This is a genomic window from Streptococcus sp. DD10 (genome assembly GCF_001578805.1).
Taxonomy (GTDB): Bacteria; Bacillota; Bacilli; order Lactobacillales; family Streptococcaceae; genus Streptococcus.
Genome location: NZ_KQ969162.1, coordinates 10,431 through 26,254, shown reverse-complemented (window position 1 = coordinate 26,254; position 15,824 = coordinate 10,431). Strand labels below are relative to the sequence as shown.

Here is a 15,824-nt window from a genome sequence, read left to right as displayed (position 1 = left end):
ACTCATCTGTTAATTTCATAAGAGATACACTTGTCTTTGGATCCAGCGCGGCTGTATGTTCATCTAATAGCAAGAGTTCTGGACGCTTCAATGTAGCCATTAGCAAACTAAGTGCTTGGCGTTGTCCTCCTGAAAGTGAGTCAACAGGGGTAGAGAGATGATTTTCTAGTCCATTTCCGACTTTTTCAATCGTTTGTTTAAACTCATTTTTATGAGCAGCTAAACGCCTAGGAACCAAAAGTCGTCTTTCACCACGATATTTTGAAATTAAAAGATTTTCAGCAACGGTCATTCGAGGGGATGTCCCCATTTTAGGATCTTGAAAAACGCGTGATAAATACTTGGCTCGTTTTTCTGATTTTAACTTGGTGACGTCTTCACCCATAATGTAAACCGAGCCACTTGTTAATTCAATACTTCCTGCTATGACATTAAAAAGAGTTGACTTTCCAGCGCCATTTCCACCTAAGATTGTAATAAAATCATGTTCATAAATTCTTAAATTGACATCTTTCAGGATGACTTTCTCTTCTCCAAAGCCGTTATTGACAACCTTAGTGGCATTTCTTAATTCTACAACTACTTTCATCTGCTTAACTTGACTCCTTTGAAGAATTTACTTTTTAACTCTGGAATAAGAAGGCAAATAGCCAGAATTACCGCACTGTATAGACGTAGGTAACTAGTATTAAAGCCTAAACCAATCACACCCCAAATGAGAAATTGATAGGCAATCGAGCCAATTACAATCGCAACCAATCTTTCCGCCAACGTTAAACCTTTAAACAGCACTTCTCCAATGATAAGACTTGCTAATCCAACAACAATAACACCTATCCCTCGAGAAACATCTGCATATCCCTCTTGCTGTGCAATTAAAGCACCCGCTAAAGCAATCACACCATTTGACAACACTAACCCCATAACTTCCATCCGTCCAGTATGAATCCCAAAACTGCGAGCCATGTCTGGATTATCACCAGTTGCAATATAAGCTTGGCCCAACTTAGTATCTAAGAAAAAGATCAAAGCAAGAATCACCATAATAACGAAGAAGAGACCGGTTAACAGCGTATTAATTGCTCCTGAAAATGGCAAAAAATCTTGAATTAAACTGCTATTTAAGAGACCAAGGTTAGCTCTTCCCATAATCATCAACATGATCGAATGGCAAGAAGTCATTACCAAAATTCCCGCAAGAAGAGTAGGAATTTTTCCTACTGTATAGAGAAGTCCAGTAGCAAGACCAGCTAAACAACCAGCTAGCACTGCTACAAGTGTCGCAAGAAGGGGATTTACTCCATTCGTAATCAAAGTAACAGCAACTGCTCCCCCTAATGGAAAACTCCCCTCTGTAGTCATATCCGGAAAGTCTAGGATTCTAAAAGTCATGAAAATACCAACTCCCAAAATAGCCCAAACTATCCCTTGTGAAATAGTCGAAATAAACATATCCGTTCCTTTTGATTTACTCAATAACCTGACCAGCTGCTTTTTCAACAGCTTCTGGGATTGTGATTCCTAATTCTGAAGCCACCTTTTTATTAATAACAGATTTACCAGTATTGAAGATTTCCACAGCTGTATTAGCAGGATTTCCACCTTTCAAAATCTTAGCAGCCATTTTCCCAGTAGCAACACCAAGATCATGTTGATCAACGACAACAGATCCCAGCCCTCCTTCTTCTACCATAGCTGCTGCACTTGGATAAATTGGTTTTTTAGCTTCTTTATTTGCGGATACCACTGTCGGAAAGGCAGATGCAATCGTATTATCAATCGGAACCCAAATTGCATCTACTTTTCCAACCATCACACCAACAGTAGATGCAATTTCATTTGTCGATGGAACAGTATAGGCTTCCACTTTGAATCCTGCAGCTTCTGCTAATTTAGTAAATTCCTCCACTTGACTCTTAGAATTATCTTCACTACTTGAATAAAGAATACCAATCGTTTTTACTTCTGGAGTTAAGGATTGGATCAATTCCACTTGTTGAGCTGCAGGGTTTCCATCTGAGACTCCTGTAACATTTCCTCCTGGTTTTTCAAGTGACGAGACTAGTTTTGCACCAATAGGATCTGTAATAGCCCCCATAATAACTGGTTTATCACTCGTTGCATTTGCTAAACCTTGAGCTGCAGGAGTAGCTATCCCTATAAAGACATCATTTCCATTAGATACTAATTGCTTACTCATCGTAGCAACTTTACTCTGATCACCTTCCGCATTCATAAAATCAATGGTTAAATTCTCACCATTTTTATAACCTTCTTCTGCTAGACCATCTTGTATACCACGATAAATTTCATCTAGAGAAGCATGTGTCACATATTGTAGGACACCAATTTTTGAACTGGTACTTGTACCTGTAGACGATTTTGATGGATTGTTTGATAAGCTTGAGTAAGCTACGGCTCCAGCAACTAAAACTGCCACAGCAGCCAGCATTCCAACTAAACGTTTGTTTTTCATAAGAGTTCCTCCTTAAAATTACGTTACTAATTTAGATATAAAATTCGAAGATAAACAAAAAATCCTCACATGTCAATGACATGTGAGGACGATGAACGCGGTGCCACCTCACTTGAAAGAAAATTTTCTTTCCACTCTAATCCCCTAACAAGGACTGCACTATAAGGTGTGCCTACCGAATTTTTATTCCTTCAAATTCATTTTACACTTCAGCCCAATTTCATAAAATTCCACTAGCCGTTTTCAACAACCACGACCTCTCTGAAAGTTTCTTTTTACTACTTATCTGAATGATTCTATTTTAGACTATTTTATGAAAGATGTCAAGACTGAATATTCAGAAAACAATGAAAAATTGAATAAATCAATTAGATAGTATCTCTTCTTTGACAGATCATTTTATAGCTCATTTTCTTTCAATCACTTAATTGTTCCATTTACGACTGTTATAGATGGAGCTTCAAAAGAATTCCCTCCTATTTCCTCCCCAAAAAATTAAATACTTTCTAAGGCAATGTTTAAATCCTCTATTAAATCATCAACATGTTCTAAACCAATTGAAAGACGAATTTGATTTGGGGTAATACCAGCTTCTTGCTGTTCTAGTGGTGACAACTGTCCATGAGTCGTTGTCGCTGGATGAACAACAAGTGACTTGGCATCTGCAACATTAGCCAAGTTAGAAAAAATCTTCAAACTATCAATAACCTTACGAGCTTCCGCTTCTCCTCCTTTAACATGGAACGTAAAAATGGAACCAACCCCTTTTTTAAAATATGTTTCCGCAAGAGTATGGTATGGACTATCTATTAACTTAGGATAATTCACCTGCTCTACTTTTGGATGACGATCAAGGAATTCTACAATTTTCTCAGCATTAGAGACATGGCGTTCCACTCGAAGTGACAAAGTTTCCAAACCTTGTAATAGCAAAAAGGTATTAAACGGTGACAAAGCCGCACCTGTATCACGAAGTAATTGAACACGCACCGCAGTTATGAAGGCAGCGACTCCTACATCACGCGTGTAACTAATCTGATGGTAACTTGGGTCTTCTTCTACAAATTGAGGAAATTTCCCTGAGATAGCCCAGTCAAACTTCCCACTATCAACAATCACTCCTCCAATTGTAGTCCCATGACCTCCGATAAATTTTGTAGCAGAATGCACTACAATGTCAACTCCATAAGAAAATACGTTGATCAAGTAGGGAGTCGCAAAGGTATTATCAGCTACTAGAGGAATACTATGTTTGTGAGCTATTTGTGCCAGTTTTTCAAAATCAGGGATATTAATAAGTGGATTTCCCAATGTTTCAATTAATACCAACTTAGTATTATCCTGAATTGCTTCTTCAACTTCAGCTATGCGATCAATATCAACGAAACTTGTTGTAATTCCATACCTAGGAAGCGTTTCTTTGAGAAGATTGTAGGTCCCTCCATATATAGTGGAAGCTGCTACTACATGATCTCCTGCATGTGCAAGAGCTAATATGGTATATGTAATAGCCGCCATACCTGATGCAGTAGCAAGAGCTCCCACACCTCCTTCCAGAGCAGCAATTCTTTCTTCAAAAGCCGCAGTAATAGGATTCGTAATGCGAGTGTAAATATTTCCTGACTTACGTAGAGCAAATAGAACCGCCGCTTCTTCTGTATCCTCAAATACATAAGAGCTCGTTTGATAAATGGGTACGGCCCTTGATTTAGTCGTTGCATCAACTGTTTGACTAGCATGTAATTGTAGGGTCTCAAATTTAAAGTTTCGTGTCATATTCTTCCTCCAAAAACAACCAATATATCTTTTTTATGTCAGATATAAAAAAGATATATCAGAAAAGAGAAAGGAAAAAATTATTAGGGATTAGCCATAAATATCATAAGCAGTTTTTCTAACAATTAATGAATTACTGTAATCATCAAAATAAAAAAACACCGCAAATTAGCGATGTTTCATTTTTCTATTCATATCGAAGAGCTTCTATCGGATCTAGTTTTGAAGCTTTATTGGCTGGTAAAATTCCAAAAGCAATACCAATTACTGCAGAGAAAAGAAGACTAGCAATACCCGCTGATAAAGATACCACAGGTGGACCTCCAAAGACGTCTTCAGGAATCACTGCTGCTAGAATACCGTTAATCCCATAAGCCAAACCTAAACCAATCACACCACCAAAAAGCGTTAAAATCATTGATTCAATCAAAAATTGTGTCAAAATATTTCCTCGGGTCGCTCCTAAAGCTTTACGAAGTCCTATCTCTCTTGTTCGTTCTGTAACAGAAACCAGCATGATATTCATCACACCAATCCCACCGACCAAGAGTGAAATTCCAGCTATTGCACCAATGACAGTCGTAATCATTCCTGTTATTTGTTTGCTTTGCTCTAAGATACTCTGAGTATTTAAAATTTGATACTCTCCTTGACGAACACCAGATAATTCAGTTAAGCGCTTAGCTGCAGCAACTCCTGTTTCTGTTGCTTTAGACACATCCTTGTTATAGATAAATACTGTCTGAATATCGTCAATCCCAAACTCAGCAGCAACTTGGGTATTTGCCATAATAGCTCCACCGCCACTAGAAAAACTACGGCCTGCATTCGGATCTTTATAAACACCTACTACTCGGTAACTCGCATTATCCCCGACTCCAACTACCTTGTTAAGCGCAGTAGCTGCGTCTCCAAAAAGTTGATTTGCCAAGCTTTCATCTAACATAACTACACGTGAAAATGTTTGATAATCAGATGCAGTCAAATTGCGACCTGCTAACACTTCATAATTTCGAATACTAAAGAATGTGCTATTCACCCCTAATATCGTAATGTTATCTGCAGACTTATTTAGATAAGTGAACGTAGCTGATGAGTTATTCACAACATAATAACCATCCACACCTTCAACTTTGAGCAGTTCTTTGGCCCAATTTTCTTGAATAGCAGGCGGTGTTTCTTGAACCTCATTATCAATATCCGTATCATCAGACATTCCCCCTGTCAAACTCATGCCCAACATGTAATTACTCTTTTTTGTTGAGTAATTAAGCGACATGTACTGCTGCTCTTCATTGATTTGTTTATTAACCCCCTGTTGCATCCCATTACCCAATGCCATGATAACAACAACAGAAGCAACCCCAATAATGATCCCAATCATGGTCAAGAAGGAGCGCATTTTATGTCCCATGATGGAACTAAGGGCAAACTTTAGATTTTGCATCAAATTCCTCCTTCTTGCTTACTATCAGATGAGATAATACCATCGCGAATAACAATCTGGCGTTTGGCGTATGCAGCAATTTCAGGTTCATGCGTAACCATTATAATCGTCTTTCCTTCATTATTTAACTCCGTCAAGAATTCCATAATCTGGTCCCCGGTTTTAGTATCCAGAGCTCCCGTCGGTTCATCAGCAAGGATAATCGACGGATTGTTCACCAAGGCACGTGCAATCGCTACACGTTGTTTTTGCCCTCCTGATAATTCAGACGGTAAATGATGCATACGCTCAGCTAACTCAACTTTCTCTAAAAATTTTTCTGCTAACTGCTTTCGCTTATTAGGAGAAACACCGGCATAAATGAGAGGTAATTCAACATTTTGAAGGGCAGTCAACTTTGATAAGAGGAAAAACTGTTGAAAAACAAATCCAATCTGGCGATTTCTAACATGTGCTAATTTTTTCTCACTTAAACCCGCAACTTCCTTGCCTTCCAAACGGTATTTTCCACTTGTAGGCGTATCCAGCATCCCAATCACATTCATAAGAGAAGACTTTCCTGAACCGGATGGACCCATAATCGCGACGAACTCACCTTCTTCAACTTCAAGATTAATATCCTTGAGGACACGCAACTCCTGGTCTCCGTTAATGTAGGTTTTGTTAATATTATGTAACTCAATTAGTTTCTTCATATTTTCCTACCTCTTTGCCATCTTGGAGTTCTGGGGTCGGATTTGCAATCACCTTTTCGTCTTGGGTTAAACCAGCAGTAATAGTTTGGTTTTCTGCATCAGCTACACCGAGAGTAACTTCAACTTTCTTAGCTTTATTGTTTCCATCTATAGTCCAAACGTAATTCTTCCCATCCTCAGACAAAATGGCAGAAACTGGAACAAGAATACCTTGATTCGCATTTTTAACTTCGATATTCATGCTAAACCCTTGTTTTAATTCTGCAATGTCACTTGTAAAAGTAATTCTAAATGGATATTTTGCACCACCAGATGCTCCCCCAGTTGTTCCAGTTGAAGCTGCAGCACTTGCATCCTTTGGATACTCTGAAATATAGTTAATTGTTCCAGTCCAAGTTTTATCTGGGTATACTTTTGAAGTCATTGTCACTTCTTGTCCAACATGCAAATTTGGAAGATTGTACTCAGAAAGTTCTCCCTCAACTTGCAAACTACCATTATTCACAATATGAACAATCGTTTGACTGCTTCCTGTAGTAGATTTGGATACATCTCGATTAACTTCTACAACTGTTCCATCCACTGTAGAAAGGACAGTTGTGGCATTTAAGCTATTCCATGCTTTCGTAACATTATCAGTAGCATCGGCATAAGAAGATTGCAAGTCTGCCAACTGACTATTATAGTTTGATTGTGCATTAGCTTGTGTTTGCGCCGTTGCTGCTTGAGTTTCTTCGCCCCCTTCAGATTGCCCAGTAGTTTCTTGTGAGGAAGGAGTAACTACTCCTGTAGTCTGTAATTCGTTAATCTGACGAGCGATACGATTTTGTGCACGAACAGCCGAATCATAGGCAACTTGAGCATCTGTCGTACGGTATTGAGCAATAGCCTGCCCGTTATATACTTCATCTCCAACATTTACATAAACTGATTCTAAATCCCCTTTACTAGAATCATAGTACACGTATTGTTCTGCACCAGCTTTAACCGCACCTGACAACAACACAGAAGAGGCAACTTCTCCTTGAGAAGCTTTTACAACTCTCATTGTCTCTGCAATAGCAGTTGAAGAAGAATTTCCTCCCCAAATAAAAATAGCACCCCCAATAACCACAACCGAAGCTGCAGCACCTATTAAGCTATTAATTTGCCATTTTTTAAGTTTTCTCGTTTTTTTCATGATTTCTCCTTTATAATTAAATAAACCTAACAATATTATACCATAATTTTGTTTTTTAAGAACCATTGTGCCTAGAAAGACAAAATTTGTGCCTGAATGACATACAAGATTTTTTCTAACACTTATACTATATCATACAACTTTATTCTATATTTTACAAGCACATTCATAAAAAATCTATGCCGTAGCAGATTTTTGCTTTTAGTTTATAAAAATAGTACAATAAGCTCATTAAACTAATGATGAAGGAGTTTGTAATGAAAGAATATGATATTATTTCAATAGGTGGAGGTAGTGGTGGCATTGCTACGATGAATCGAGCTGGTGAACACGGAGCAAAGGCAGCAGTCATTGAAGAAAATCTCCTCGGTGGAACCTGTGTCAATAAAGGATGTGTCCCTAAAAAAATTATGTGGTATGGTGCACAAATCGCCGAAGCCATCCATCAATATGGTCCATACTATGGTTTTACTTCTGAAAACCATCAGTTCGACTTTAAAACATTACGAAAAAATCGCGAAGCTTATATCGACCGCGCACGCTCATCTTATGATGGAAGTTTTAAACGCAATGGTGTTGAGTTGATTGAAGGTCGTGCTCGTTTCGTTGATAAACAAACTGTAGAAGTAAATGGGGAGCTTATCCGTGCAAAACATATCGTGATTGCAACCGGTGCACATGCACATATTCCAGATATCCCTGGTGCTGAACTCGGAGGAACATCTGATGATGTTTTTGCGTGGGAAAACCTCCCTACATCCGTTGCCATACTAGGCGCAGGGTATATCGCAGTTGAGCTCGCTGGTGTCCTACATAGTTTAGGTGTGAAAACTAACCTCTTTGTTCGAAAAAACCGTCCTCTCCGAAATTTTGACACCTATTTGGTAGATGGTTTAGTAGAAGAAATGGAAAAAACAGGGTTACCTCTCCAAACACATAAAGTACCAGTGAAATTAGAAAAAATAAACAATGATACTATTCGTATTGACTTTGAGGATGGAAGTTCACACACCGCTGAGACGGTAATATGGGCAACAGGTCGTAAACCAAATGTTCAAGGATTAAACTTAGACCTTGCCGGCGTTACTCTCAACAAACAGGGTTTTATCGCTGTAGATGAATACCAAAACACAGCTGTACCTGGCATTTATGCGTTAGGTGATGTGACTGGAGAAAAGGAACTCACTCCAGTAGCAATCAAAGCCGGACGCATTCTTGCAGAACGCTTATTTAATGGTAAAACTGGTGCTAAAATGGATTATACAACAATCCCAACAGTTGTTTTTTCTCATCCTGCGATCGGAACAGTCGGTCTCACAGAGGACGAAGCAATTGCTCGCTATGGCAAAGATAACATCAAGATATACACATCCAGTTTTGCTAGTATGTATTCTGCTGTCACTAGCCACCGTCAACTAGCTAAATTTAAACTCATTACTGCTGGACTAGAAGAAAAAGTCGTCGGCCTCCATGGACTTGGCTATGGAGTTGATGAAATGATTCAAGGATTCGCAGTTGCTATTAAAATGGGGGCAACAAAAGAAGACTTTGATGCTACTGTCGCCATTCATCCAACAGGATCTGAAGAATTTGTTACCATGCGCTAATCTTATTTTATACTAATCTTATTCTACCAACCATCAATCAATCTTACAAATCTTGCAAGAAATCTTACATTTTTGTAAGCTTATAGAAAAACTAGCAAATTGTAAGAATTTCTGGTAAGATACTTTAAAGGGAGGTAGATGGTATGAAAAAATGGAACATAAAGCCTAAAACAATATTTTGGGCGATTGGTCTAGTCATCTTTAACGTATTTGGACTCATAGTCTTTATCATTTTATGGATTAAGTCTAAGAAAAAACGAGGTTGAGAATGTAGCTCAACCTCGTTTTTTTCTGTATGTACTATCTGTGTACACTCAGATAAATCTCCCCTTTTCTGCGATCCTAGATGAGCACAGTCTCACTTCATTTGATGTCTAACCCCAAACTTCATCTGCAATTTCATGGATGAGAGCAATTTTCTTCCATTGATCTTCTTCTCGCAAAATGTTCCCTTCTTCTGTTGAAGCAAAGCCACATTGAGTAGAGAGATAAAGATTTTCAAGTGGGACATACTGACTTGCTTCTTTAATCCTTGCAATCACTTCTTCTTTATCCTCTAACTCTCCACTCTTAGAAGTCAGAAGTCCGAGAACCACTCCTTTTCCAGGTGTCACCTTCTCAAGAGGTTCAAACCCACCTGCACGGTCCGTATCAAATTCAAGGAAATAAGCATTAACCACTTCCTTATCAAATAATTCATCAGCAATAGGAGCATACCCACCTGAAGAGGCCCATGTAGAATGATAATTCCCACGACAGACATGTGTGTTCACAGTTAGTCCTTCTGGAACCTGATTGTAAACATCATTGTTCAGAGTCAAAAATAGTTCTGCAAGTTCTGTACGAACCGCTTCTTTCGATTTCCCTTGAACAGCTCCCCAAGCTGTAAGGAAATTATCATCAACTAAAACTCCCCATGTGCAATCATCAACTTGTAGGGTGCGTAAACCAGCATCATACAAATCTCGAATAACTTGAAGGTAAGCATTTTTTATATCTTGACGTAAAACTGAAAATTCTGGATACACTTGATTGAGTTTTTCAACATGTTCTGCATCACGGATGAGTTCAAAGTAAAATTGTGAAGGTGAAGGAATTGTATACTTCGCATCAACACCATCTACATCTACTACCAAGTCACGCAAAAACTTATAATGTTCTACAAAAGGATGATGTTCACCAGAAATTTTTCCAGCAATTAGAGCTGAATCAGCTTTCGTCGTTTCACCATGAAAATGGTAGCCTTCGGCAGCCTGTACATGGTCAATCCCACTAAATCCCCAAAAGAAATCAAGGTGCCAGTATGCTCGACGGAATTCTCCATCTGTCACACTTTTCAAACCAGTAGCGATTTCTTTTTTACTAATTCACGAATTGCTTGATCTTCTACCAAAGTTAACTCTTCTTGAGAAAGCTCTCCTGCTGTGAATTTTTCTCTAGCCACAACTAGTTCTTGAGGTCGAAGGAAAGAGCCAACGTGGTCTACCCGATAGGGTGCATGCGTCTGTGTCATATTTAACTCCATTTCTATCATTAACTTTATTTAAGGTAAAATCGCAATCGCACGAACGGGTGAACCTGTTGCTTCTTTCCAATGTGGAAATGCAATGGAAATCAAAGAACCTGTAGCTGGAACTTGATCTAAGTTCGTTAATACCTCGACTTGAAAAATGTCTTGTTCTAACAGATAGTATTCATTTAACAGCCCATGTTCAGCTGCTGGAATGCCCGCATCTGTATCAAACGTTTCATGGCCAACAGCCTTTACCTTTCGCTCTTTAATCAAAAACTCAAGAGCTTCTCGGCTCCAACCCGGACTCTGTTGAACTCCATTTTTATCTAAATTTCTCATAGCATCCTGATTAGGCCAGCGTTTAGACCAATCTGTTCGAAAGGCAACAAATGAACCTGCAGGAATCTGTCCGTGTACAGCTTCAAAATCCTCTATATCCTTTTTGCTTAAAATATAGTTTGGATTTTGAGCAACTTCAGCTGACTTATCAATAACAAATAGTGGCAAGAACAAATCTTTGAGTTCAATCTCGTCTAACCAACGTCCCCCCTTAACAAAGTGAATAGGGGCATCAATATGCGTTCCGTATTGGCCAACAACCGAAAATTCTTGTACATGAAAACCATCTTCTAATGTAAACAAATCCTTCTTTTGCAATGCAGGTAAAGCAGGAAAATGAGGGCTCGTCTCATCAATCTGATGACTCAAATCAACCCATTTTTTGGATGTTAAAGTTTGATAGATAGAAATTAAGTCTGACATACGATTCTCCTTAAAATAATATTCATAGTTACAAACTATACCAAAAATAATTGTTTATTTATTATATCAGCTGATCTGGTGCAAAGCAATATGAAATAAGAGATTAGGTTAATCTTATTTTTTTGATAAAGATATAGTTGTTATTTATATCTATCAGCTGTTACATCATTTGTTACCCTGTATTTAAATAAAGGTTTACATTTTAGATAAAAATGATAAAATAAGAAGAGAAAAATGAAAAGGAGATTTTTTGATGAAAAAAGCATATACTCTCACATTACCTGCTCTGGGAGCTGCCCTTATAGCTGTATTAGCACAAGTTACTCTTCCTATAGGACCTGTCCCCTTTACCCTACAAAACCTTGCTATTGGATTAATTGCTACCTTGTTCAAACCACGTGACGCCATTTTTTCAATAGCACTTTACCTCTTACTTGGGGCGATCGGACTTCCTGTATTTGCGGGGGGCGCCGGTGGAGTTCATATTTTAATTGGTCCAAGCGCTGGTTATCTCTGGTTTGACTTGCTTTATGCAGGTATTACAGGATATTTAACTTCAAAAAATTCTAGTGTACTACATATTTTTATTGCCAATCTATTAGGAGACAGTCTCGTTTTTTTAGGTGGGGTACTAGGACTTATGTTTCTTGCTGGAATGCCGTTTTCACAAGCCTTTACCGTTGGAGTTCTTCCTTTTGTACTTCCAGATCTTGGAAAAATAATCTGTATTAGTTTGATTAGTCAACCCATCTTTAGAAGTTTAAAAAGAATCAATTATTTTGCTTAGTATCACTTGACTATACAAAAAACCATAGAATCTATCTGAAACTGCATTGATTCGATGGTTTTTTAATTTCTAATCTTATTTGTAAAACTTATAATCGATTTGTTTAGTTTTTAAAAGCATCAAGCATTACTTGAAACTCTTCATTTGATAAGGTAATACCTTTTCCCATCTTACTGTGATCAGGACTCCACGTACGAATATCGTACTTGGCTGGCGCACCATTAAAACTAACACGATTTAACTCTTTGGTCCAACCCTTTTCATTTTCAGATAAAATCAAAAGACTTTCCTCAATTTCAAACTTAAATTCCGACATACTATTTCTCCTTTCCTTTATTTCTACTATTTTATTCGTAAATCATTTTTACAAATGTGAAAAAAATGGTATAATATATTTTAACAAGTTCGGAGGAAATTTTCCATGAAAAAATTTTTATCTGCCATGGGTGAACAGCTGACAAATTTTATAAATAGTAAAAAAATAGATGAACAAGCTGCGTCTAAGTCAGAAACAGTCCTCCGCAATATCGATTTAGCCATCCGAAAACAGGCTGGCGTTCACGTTATTTTTGCGGATAAAAGTTTTACAGGTGACATCATTAAATATGATCAAGAACGTGGTCAACTCGTTGTTAAAAATTTTCGCAAGTCTATGTCGACAATTATTCGTGTCGCGGATATTAAACGTATCTCTCTAGTTCCTAATGAAGTGAGAAAATCCCAGATATTAGATTAAACTACCCTACTGAAAGTAATCTTTTGAATGTTAATTTTAGGGAAGCAGGAAGAATCTGCTTCTTTTTTATATGCAAGTGCTAAATAATTTATTTTACTAACCAAAATAAAATGTGACACTCTCATCTCTTGACCTTCTTAAAAAGTTTGGAATTCAGATAAAATACAGTTTTAACCTATCGGATGGAATCTTATCTGAACCAAAAAATAGCTCGTTTTTGCCTAAAACAAACTAAATTAACAGAACAACATCAACCAAGATCACGGGATTTCCTAACTCATCAAACATTCTAACCAACTGATTATACAGTGTTACTTTTTCTTTTTCAAATAGATGTTATTGTGCTACAATCTCGTTATGAAGAAATCAAATAAAAAAACAAGAAGGCAAGAATAAAACAAAGAACACTCCCTCAGTTCTCTATCTATGTCAAATTATTTCTAGTTCTCTCCGCCTTCCTATCCGGTGTTATCCTTTATTTTACCCTTAATCGTATGCCATATGCCAATGGTGTTGAAAGTAACCAATATGCTATTTTAACAGCTGAAACGGATGATAAGCTCTATCGCGATTTGAGAAAAATACATTCCGAACCTATCCCCATAGATCGTCAGGTTGAAATTACTCACTATCACTTAGTAAAAGAGGCAGACCAACCATATAGTCAAGTATTTGCTCAAATCGAACTAGATCATCAAATTTACTATACAAAAGCTAGTAACCTTCGTTTAATTTTAACAAATCCAATCAATCAAGAAATCGAACGCCTCTCATTTCCTAAAGCATCTGTTACCAATGATTATCAAGGAATCTTTCCTAAATGGGAATTTCAAGGTGGGAAACCAACTGGTGTTCTTGTCCATGACACTGGTAATGAGCGTTCAACGATTGATAGTGAAGTTGCTTATATGAATCGAAACTTTTCAAGCTCAGGTGTTTTTGTTCATACTTTCATCAATCATAATGAAATTCGCCAAATCGCAGATCCTGAATTTATGGCTCAAGGAGCCGGTGGAGTAGCAAATCCAAGGTTCATTCAATTTGAACTGACGCGAGAAAAAACTAGGGAAGATTTTACACTACAAGTGGCAACTGCCGCTTACTATACTGCCCTTACACTTCGTAGACTTGAATTACCGCTGTCTATCGGACAAGCTGATGGTTCTGGGACACTTTGGACTCACGAAATGGTTTCCAACTACTTAGGAGGTACAGATCATATTGACCCACGTGATTACTGGGCATCTCGAGCAGAGGAATATTATAAAACTACCTACGGAATTAACAATTTCAAAGAAATTGTGCAAGTATACTACAATACACTCACTCCTTAATCTATATTCTCAAGGAAACAATTCTTTCAAAGTTGTTTAAAAATACTTTGAAAGTTTTTTAAATTTAGAAATAAGAGAGAAAAAAATGGTATAATAAGGTGATACACAGTTTGGAGATAGATATGGCTAAGAAAGAAAAAATCAAGAAAACCTTAGTGGAGCAAATCCTAAGTAAAGCAAAAATTGAACACATAGGTTTATCAATCAATGCACTAGATGGCAATAGCCCTTCTGATTTTGAAAAATCAAAAATTTATAAAACACTAGCCTTAACTGGAAGTCAAACAGGACCAATTATTGGAATCGTCCCTATCACTGAGCATCTGTCAGAAAAAAAGTTGGCAAAACTATCAGGAAATAAAAGAGTTACTATGATTCCTCAAAAAGACTTAGAAAAAACAACTGGTTACGTTCATGGTGCGAATAATCCTGTTGGCATCCGACAAAAACATCGCTTTCCAATCTTTATCGATCAGTCCGCTTTAACTGAGGATTTTATCATAGTCTCAGCAGGAGAAATTGGACGGTCTATTCAAATAAAGGCACAAGTGTTAGCAGATTTTGTAGAAGCAAGTTTTGGAGACTTAATAGATAAGTAAAAGGAGACTTTTTATATGAAACTTTATTTTGTTCGTCACGGAAAGACGGAATGGAACTTAGAAGGACGTTTTCAAGGAGCAAGTGGTGATTCCCCTTTACTTCAGTCAAGTTTAGAGCATTTAGAGCTGTTAGCGGAGCATTTGTCCACTGTCCCATTTGATAAAATCTACACTAGCGATTTGCCTCGAGCATATAAAACTGCTAAAATTATTGCTAAATACAATTCTTGTAAGGAAGATATCGAATTGTCAGAAAATTTGCGTGAATGGCGTTTAGGGAGATTAGAGGGAGCAAAAATTGCAACAATGCAAGCTATTTATCCACAACAAATTGATGCTTTCCGAAATAATTTAGCAAAGTTTAATCCAGACGTTTTTGACGCTGAATCAGTGAATCAAACTACGAATCGTGTCATTGAATTTGTTCGTAATCTAAAAAATACAAATTATGAAAATGTCTTAATCGTCGGTCATGGTGCGAATTTGACCGCATCAATCCGTAGACTTTTAGGTTACGATATGCCTCTGTTACGTAAAGACGGTGGCCTCTCTAATGCTAGTATCACTCTACTGGAAACAAAAGATTTCCAACATTTTGATCTTCTAGCTTGGAATGACCTCAGTTACGTTGATGAACTAGCCCTTGCAGAATAAAAAATAGTAAGATTATGAAACAGCTTTATCAGTTCCTTTACAGACCTGATAAAGCTGTTTGTCTATTTCACCGATTACCAATCTAAGAGAATGAACCACTACTCTTTATACTCAACCATTTTCAAAAAACAACCTTGTCCATTGTCTGCTGACAGTGGACTTTAAAACATTTTTTTCCAATCCTTGAATAACTTCTTGAAGCTTATCAATGACAGCTTCCAATGATGGGAAAGCCTTATTTTTAAAACCTCGTTTTCG

General features: G+C 37.5%; 15 protein-coding genes, 2 pseudogenes and 1 other annotated feature. Of the genes and pseudogenes, 6 read left to right on the top strand and 11 right to left on the bottom strand.

The window, feature by feature from the left end; all coding sequences use genetic code 11:
* The 7 genes from STRDD10_RS07375 to STRDD10_RS07345 form a co-directional block, all read right to left on the bottom strand.
* Positions 1 to 589 (bottom strand): ABC transporter ATP-binding protein (locus tag STRDD10_RS07375; protein WP_067194518.1); only part of this gene is annotated, 589 nt, incomplete at its 3' end.
* Complete coding sequence (locus tag STRDD10_RS07370) at positions 586 to 1,452, bottom strand: ABC transporter permease (protein ID WP_067194515.1); 867 nt, start codon at positions 1,450 to 1,452, stop codon at positions 586 to 588. The genes STRDD10_RS07370 and STRDD10_RS07375, both read right to left, overlap by 4 nt.
* A 16-nt stretch (positions 1,453 to 1,468) precedes the next feature.
* On the bottom strand, positions 1,469 to 2,476 hold the full coding sequence (gene trpX, locus STRDD10_RS07365; RefSeq protein ID WP_067194512.1) for a tryptophan ABC transporter substrate-binding protein: 1,008 nt from the start codon (positions 2,474 to 2,476) through the stop codon (positions 1,469 to 1,471).
* 81 nt (positions 2,477 to 2,557) lie between these two features.
* Positions 2,558 to 2,780 (bottom strand) — a binding site (T-box leader).
* A 191-nt stretch (positions 2,781 to 2,971) separates the two neighbouring features.
* Positions 2,972 to 4,252, bottom strand: coding sequence for an O-acetylhomoserine aminocarboxypropyltransferase/cysteine synthase family protein (locus STRDD10_RS07360; protein WP_067194510.1), 1,281 nt, complete (start codon positions 4,250 to 4,252; stop codon positions 2,972 to 2,974).
* Between the two features lie 187 nt (positions 4,253 to 4,439).
* Complete coding sequence (locus tag STRDD10_RS07355) at positions 4,440 to 5,699, bottom strand: ABC transporter permease (protein ID WP_067194507.1); 1,260 nt, start codon at positions 5,697 to 5,699, stop codon at positions 4,440 to 4,442.
* The gene (locus STRDD10_RS07350) at positions 5,699 to 6,394 is read right to left on the bottom strand and encodes an ABC transporter ATP-binding protein (protein ID WP_067194505.1); all 696 of its coding nucleotides are present in this window, start codon (positions 6,392 to 6,394) and stop codon (positions 5,699 to 5,701) included. The genes STRDD10_RS07355 and STRDD10_RS07350 overlap by 1 nt, the downstream gene beginning before the upstream one ends.
* On the bottom strand, positions 6,378 to 7,574 hold the full coding sequence (locus tag STRDD10_RS07345) for an efflux RND transporter periplasmic adaptor subunit (protein ID WP_067194503.1): 1,197 nt from the start codon (positions 7,572 to 7,574) through the stop codon (positions 6,378 to 6,380). The genes STRDD10_RS07350 and STRDD10_RS07345 overlap by 17 nt, the downstream gene beginning before the upstream one ends.
* Before the next feature lie 257 nt (positions 7,575 to 7,831).
* On the opposite strand from STRDD10_RS07345, the gene gor reads away from it, so the two are divergent.
* The gene (gene gor, locus STRDD10_RS07340) at positions 7,832 to 9,181 is read left to right on the top strand and encodes a glutathione-disulfide reductase (RefSeq protein ID WP_067194500.1); all 1,350 of its coding nucleotides are present in this window, start codon (positions 7,832 to 7,834) and stop codon (positions 9,179 to 9,181) included.
* A 374-nt stretch (positions 9,182 to 9,555) separates the two neighbouring features.
* Here gor and STRDD10_RS07335 read toward each other — a convergent pair.
* Positions 9,556 to 10,694 (bottom strand): annotated as a pseudogene (locus STRDD10_RS07335) (5-methyltetrahydropteroyltriglutamate--homocysteine S-methyltransferase).
* A 30-nt stretch (positions 10,695 to 10,724) separates the two neighbouring features.
* Positions 10,725 to 11,456, bottom strand: coding sequence for a cyclase family protein (locus tag STRDD10_RS07330; RefSeq protein ID WP_067194498.1), 732 nt, complete (start codon positions 11,454 to 11,456; stop codon positions 10,725 to 10,727).
* 253 nt (positions 11,457 to 11,709) lie between these two features.
* Between STRDD10_RS07330 and STRDD10_RS07325 the strand changes: the two genes are divergently transcribed.
* Positions 11,710 to 12,243, top strand: coding sequence for a biotin transporter BioY (locus STRDD10_RS07325; protein WP_067194496.1), 534 nt, complete (start codon positions 11,710 to 11,712; stop codon positions 12,241 to 12,243).
* Between the two features lie 103 nt (positions 12,244 to 12,346).
* Here STRDD10_RS07325 and STRDD10_RS07320 read toward each other — a convergent pair whose 3' ends face one another.
* Positions 12,347 to 12,559 carry a YdbC family protein gene (locus STRDD10_RS07320; protein ID WP_067194494.1) on the bottom strand — a complete coding sequence of 71 codons (213 nt, stop codon included), beginning with the start codon at positions 12,557 to 12,559 and terminating at the stop codon, positions 12,347 to 12,349.
* A gap of 105 nt (positions 12,560 to 12,664) precedes the next feature.
* Here STRDD10_RS07320 and STRDD10_RS07315 point away from each other — a divergent pair, with 105 nt between their 5' ends.
* The 4 genes from STRDD10_RS07315 to STRDD10_RS07300 all read left to right on the top strand — a co-directional run bounded on the left by STRDD10_RS07315 (position 12,665) and on the right by STRDD10_RS07300 (position 15,566).
* Positions 12,665 to 12,979 carry a hypothetical protein gene (locus tag STRDD10_RS07315; protein ID WP_067194491.1) on the top strand — a complete coding sequence of 105 codons (315 nt, stop codon included), beginning with the start codon at positions 12,665 to 12,667 and terminating at the stop codon, positions 12,977 to 12,979.
* A 494-nt stretch (positions 12,980 to 13,473) separates the two neighbouring features.
* Positions 13,474 to 14,313, top strand: coding sequence for a peptidoglycan recognition protein family protein (locus STRDD10_RS07310; RefSeq protein ID WP_067194489.1), 840 nt, complete (start codon positions 13,474 to 13,476; stop codon positions 14,311 to 14,313).
* Between the two features lie 122 nt (positions 14,314 to 14,435).
* Positions 14,436 to 14,912, top strand: coding sequence for an aminoacyl-tRNA deacylase (locus tag STRDD10_RS07305; protein WP_067194486.1), 477 nt, complete (start codon positions 14,436 to 14,438; stop codon positions 14,910 to 14,912).
* Between the two features lie 15 nt (positions 14,913 to 14,927).
* On the top strand, positions 14,928 to 15,566 hold the full coding sequence (locus STRDD10_RS07300) for a histidine phosphatase family protein (protein WP_067194484.1): 639 nt from the start codon (positions 14,928 to 14,930) through the stop codon (positions 15,564 to 15,566).
* 111 nt (positions 15,567 to 15,677) lie between these two features.
* On the opposite strand, the pseudogene STRDD10_RS10900 reads toward STRDD10_RS07300, so the two are convergent.
* A pseudogene (locus tag STRDD10_RS10900) lies at positions 15,678 to 15,824 on the bottom strand (IS630 family transposase); the annotation flags it as partial.

Bases quoted from the DNA above. Each gene is read 5' to 3' on its own strand.
- STRDD10_RS07370 (WP_067194515.1), bottom strand. From the start codon at position 1,452: ATGTTTATTTCGACTATTTCACAAGGGATAGTTTGGGCTATTTTGGGA.
- trpX (WP_067194512.1), bottom strand. From the start codon at position 2,476: ATGAAAAACAAACGTTTAGTTGGAATGCTGGCTGCTGTGGCAGTTTTA.
- STRDD10_RS07360 (WP_067194510.1), bottom strand. From the start codon at position 4,252: ATGACACGAAACTTTAAATTTGAGACCCTACAATTACATGCTAGTCAA.
- STRDD10_RS07355 (WP_067194507.1), bottom strand. From the start codon at position 5,699: ATGCAAAATCTAAAGTTTGCCCTTAGTTCCATCATGGGACATAAAATG.
- STRDD10_RS07350 (WP_067194505.1), bottom strand. From the start codon at position 6,394: ATGAAGAAACTAATTGAGTTACATAATATTAACAAAACCTACATTAAC.
- STRDD10_RS07345 (WP_067194503.1), bottom strand. From the start codon at position 7,574: ATGAAAAAAACGAGAAAACTTAAAAAATGGCAAATTAATAGCTTAATA.
- gor (WP_067194500.1), top strand. From the start codon at position 7,832: ATGAAAGAATATGATATTATTTCAATAGGTGGAGGTAGTGGTGGCATT.
- STRDD10_RS07330 (WP_067194498.1), bottom strand. From the start codon at position 11,456: ATGTCAGACTTAATTTCTATCTATCAAACTTTAACATCCAAAAAATGG.
- STRDD10_RS07325 (WP_067194496.1), top strand. From the start codon at position 11,710: ATGAAAAAAGCATATACTCTCACATTACCTGCTCTGGGAGCTGCCCTT.
- STRDD10_RS07320 (WP_067194494.1), bottom strand. From the start codon at position 12,559: ATGTCGGAATTTAAGTTTGAAATTGAGGAAAGTCTTTTGATTTTATCT.
- STRDD10_RS07315 (WP_067194491.1), top strand. From the start codon at position 12,665: ATGAAAAAATTTTTATCTGCCATGGGTGAACAGCTGACAAATTTTATA.
- STRDD10_RS07310 (WP_067194489.1), top strand. From the start codon at position 13,474: ATGCCATATGCCAATGGTGTTGAAAGTAACCAATATGCTATTTTAACA.
- STRDD10_RS07305 (WP_067194486.1), top strand. From the start codon at position 14,436: ATGGCTAAGAAAGAAAAAATCAAGAAAACCTTAGTGGAGCAAATCCTA.
- STRDD10_RS07300 (WP_067194484.1), top strand. From the start codon at position 14,928: ATGAAACTTTATTTTGTTCGTCACGGAAAGACGGAATGGAACTTAGAA.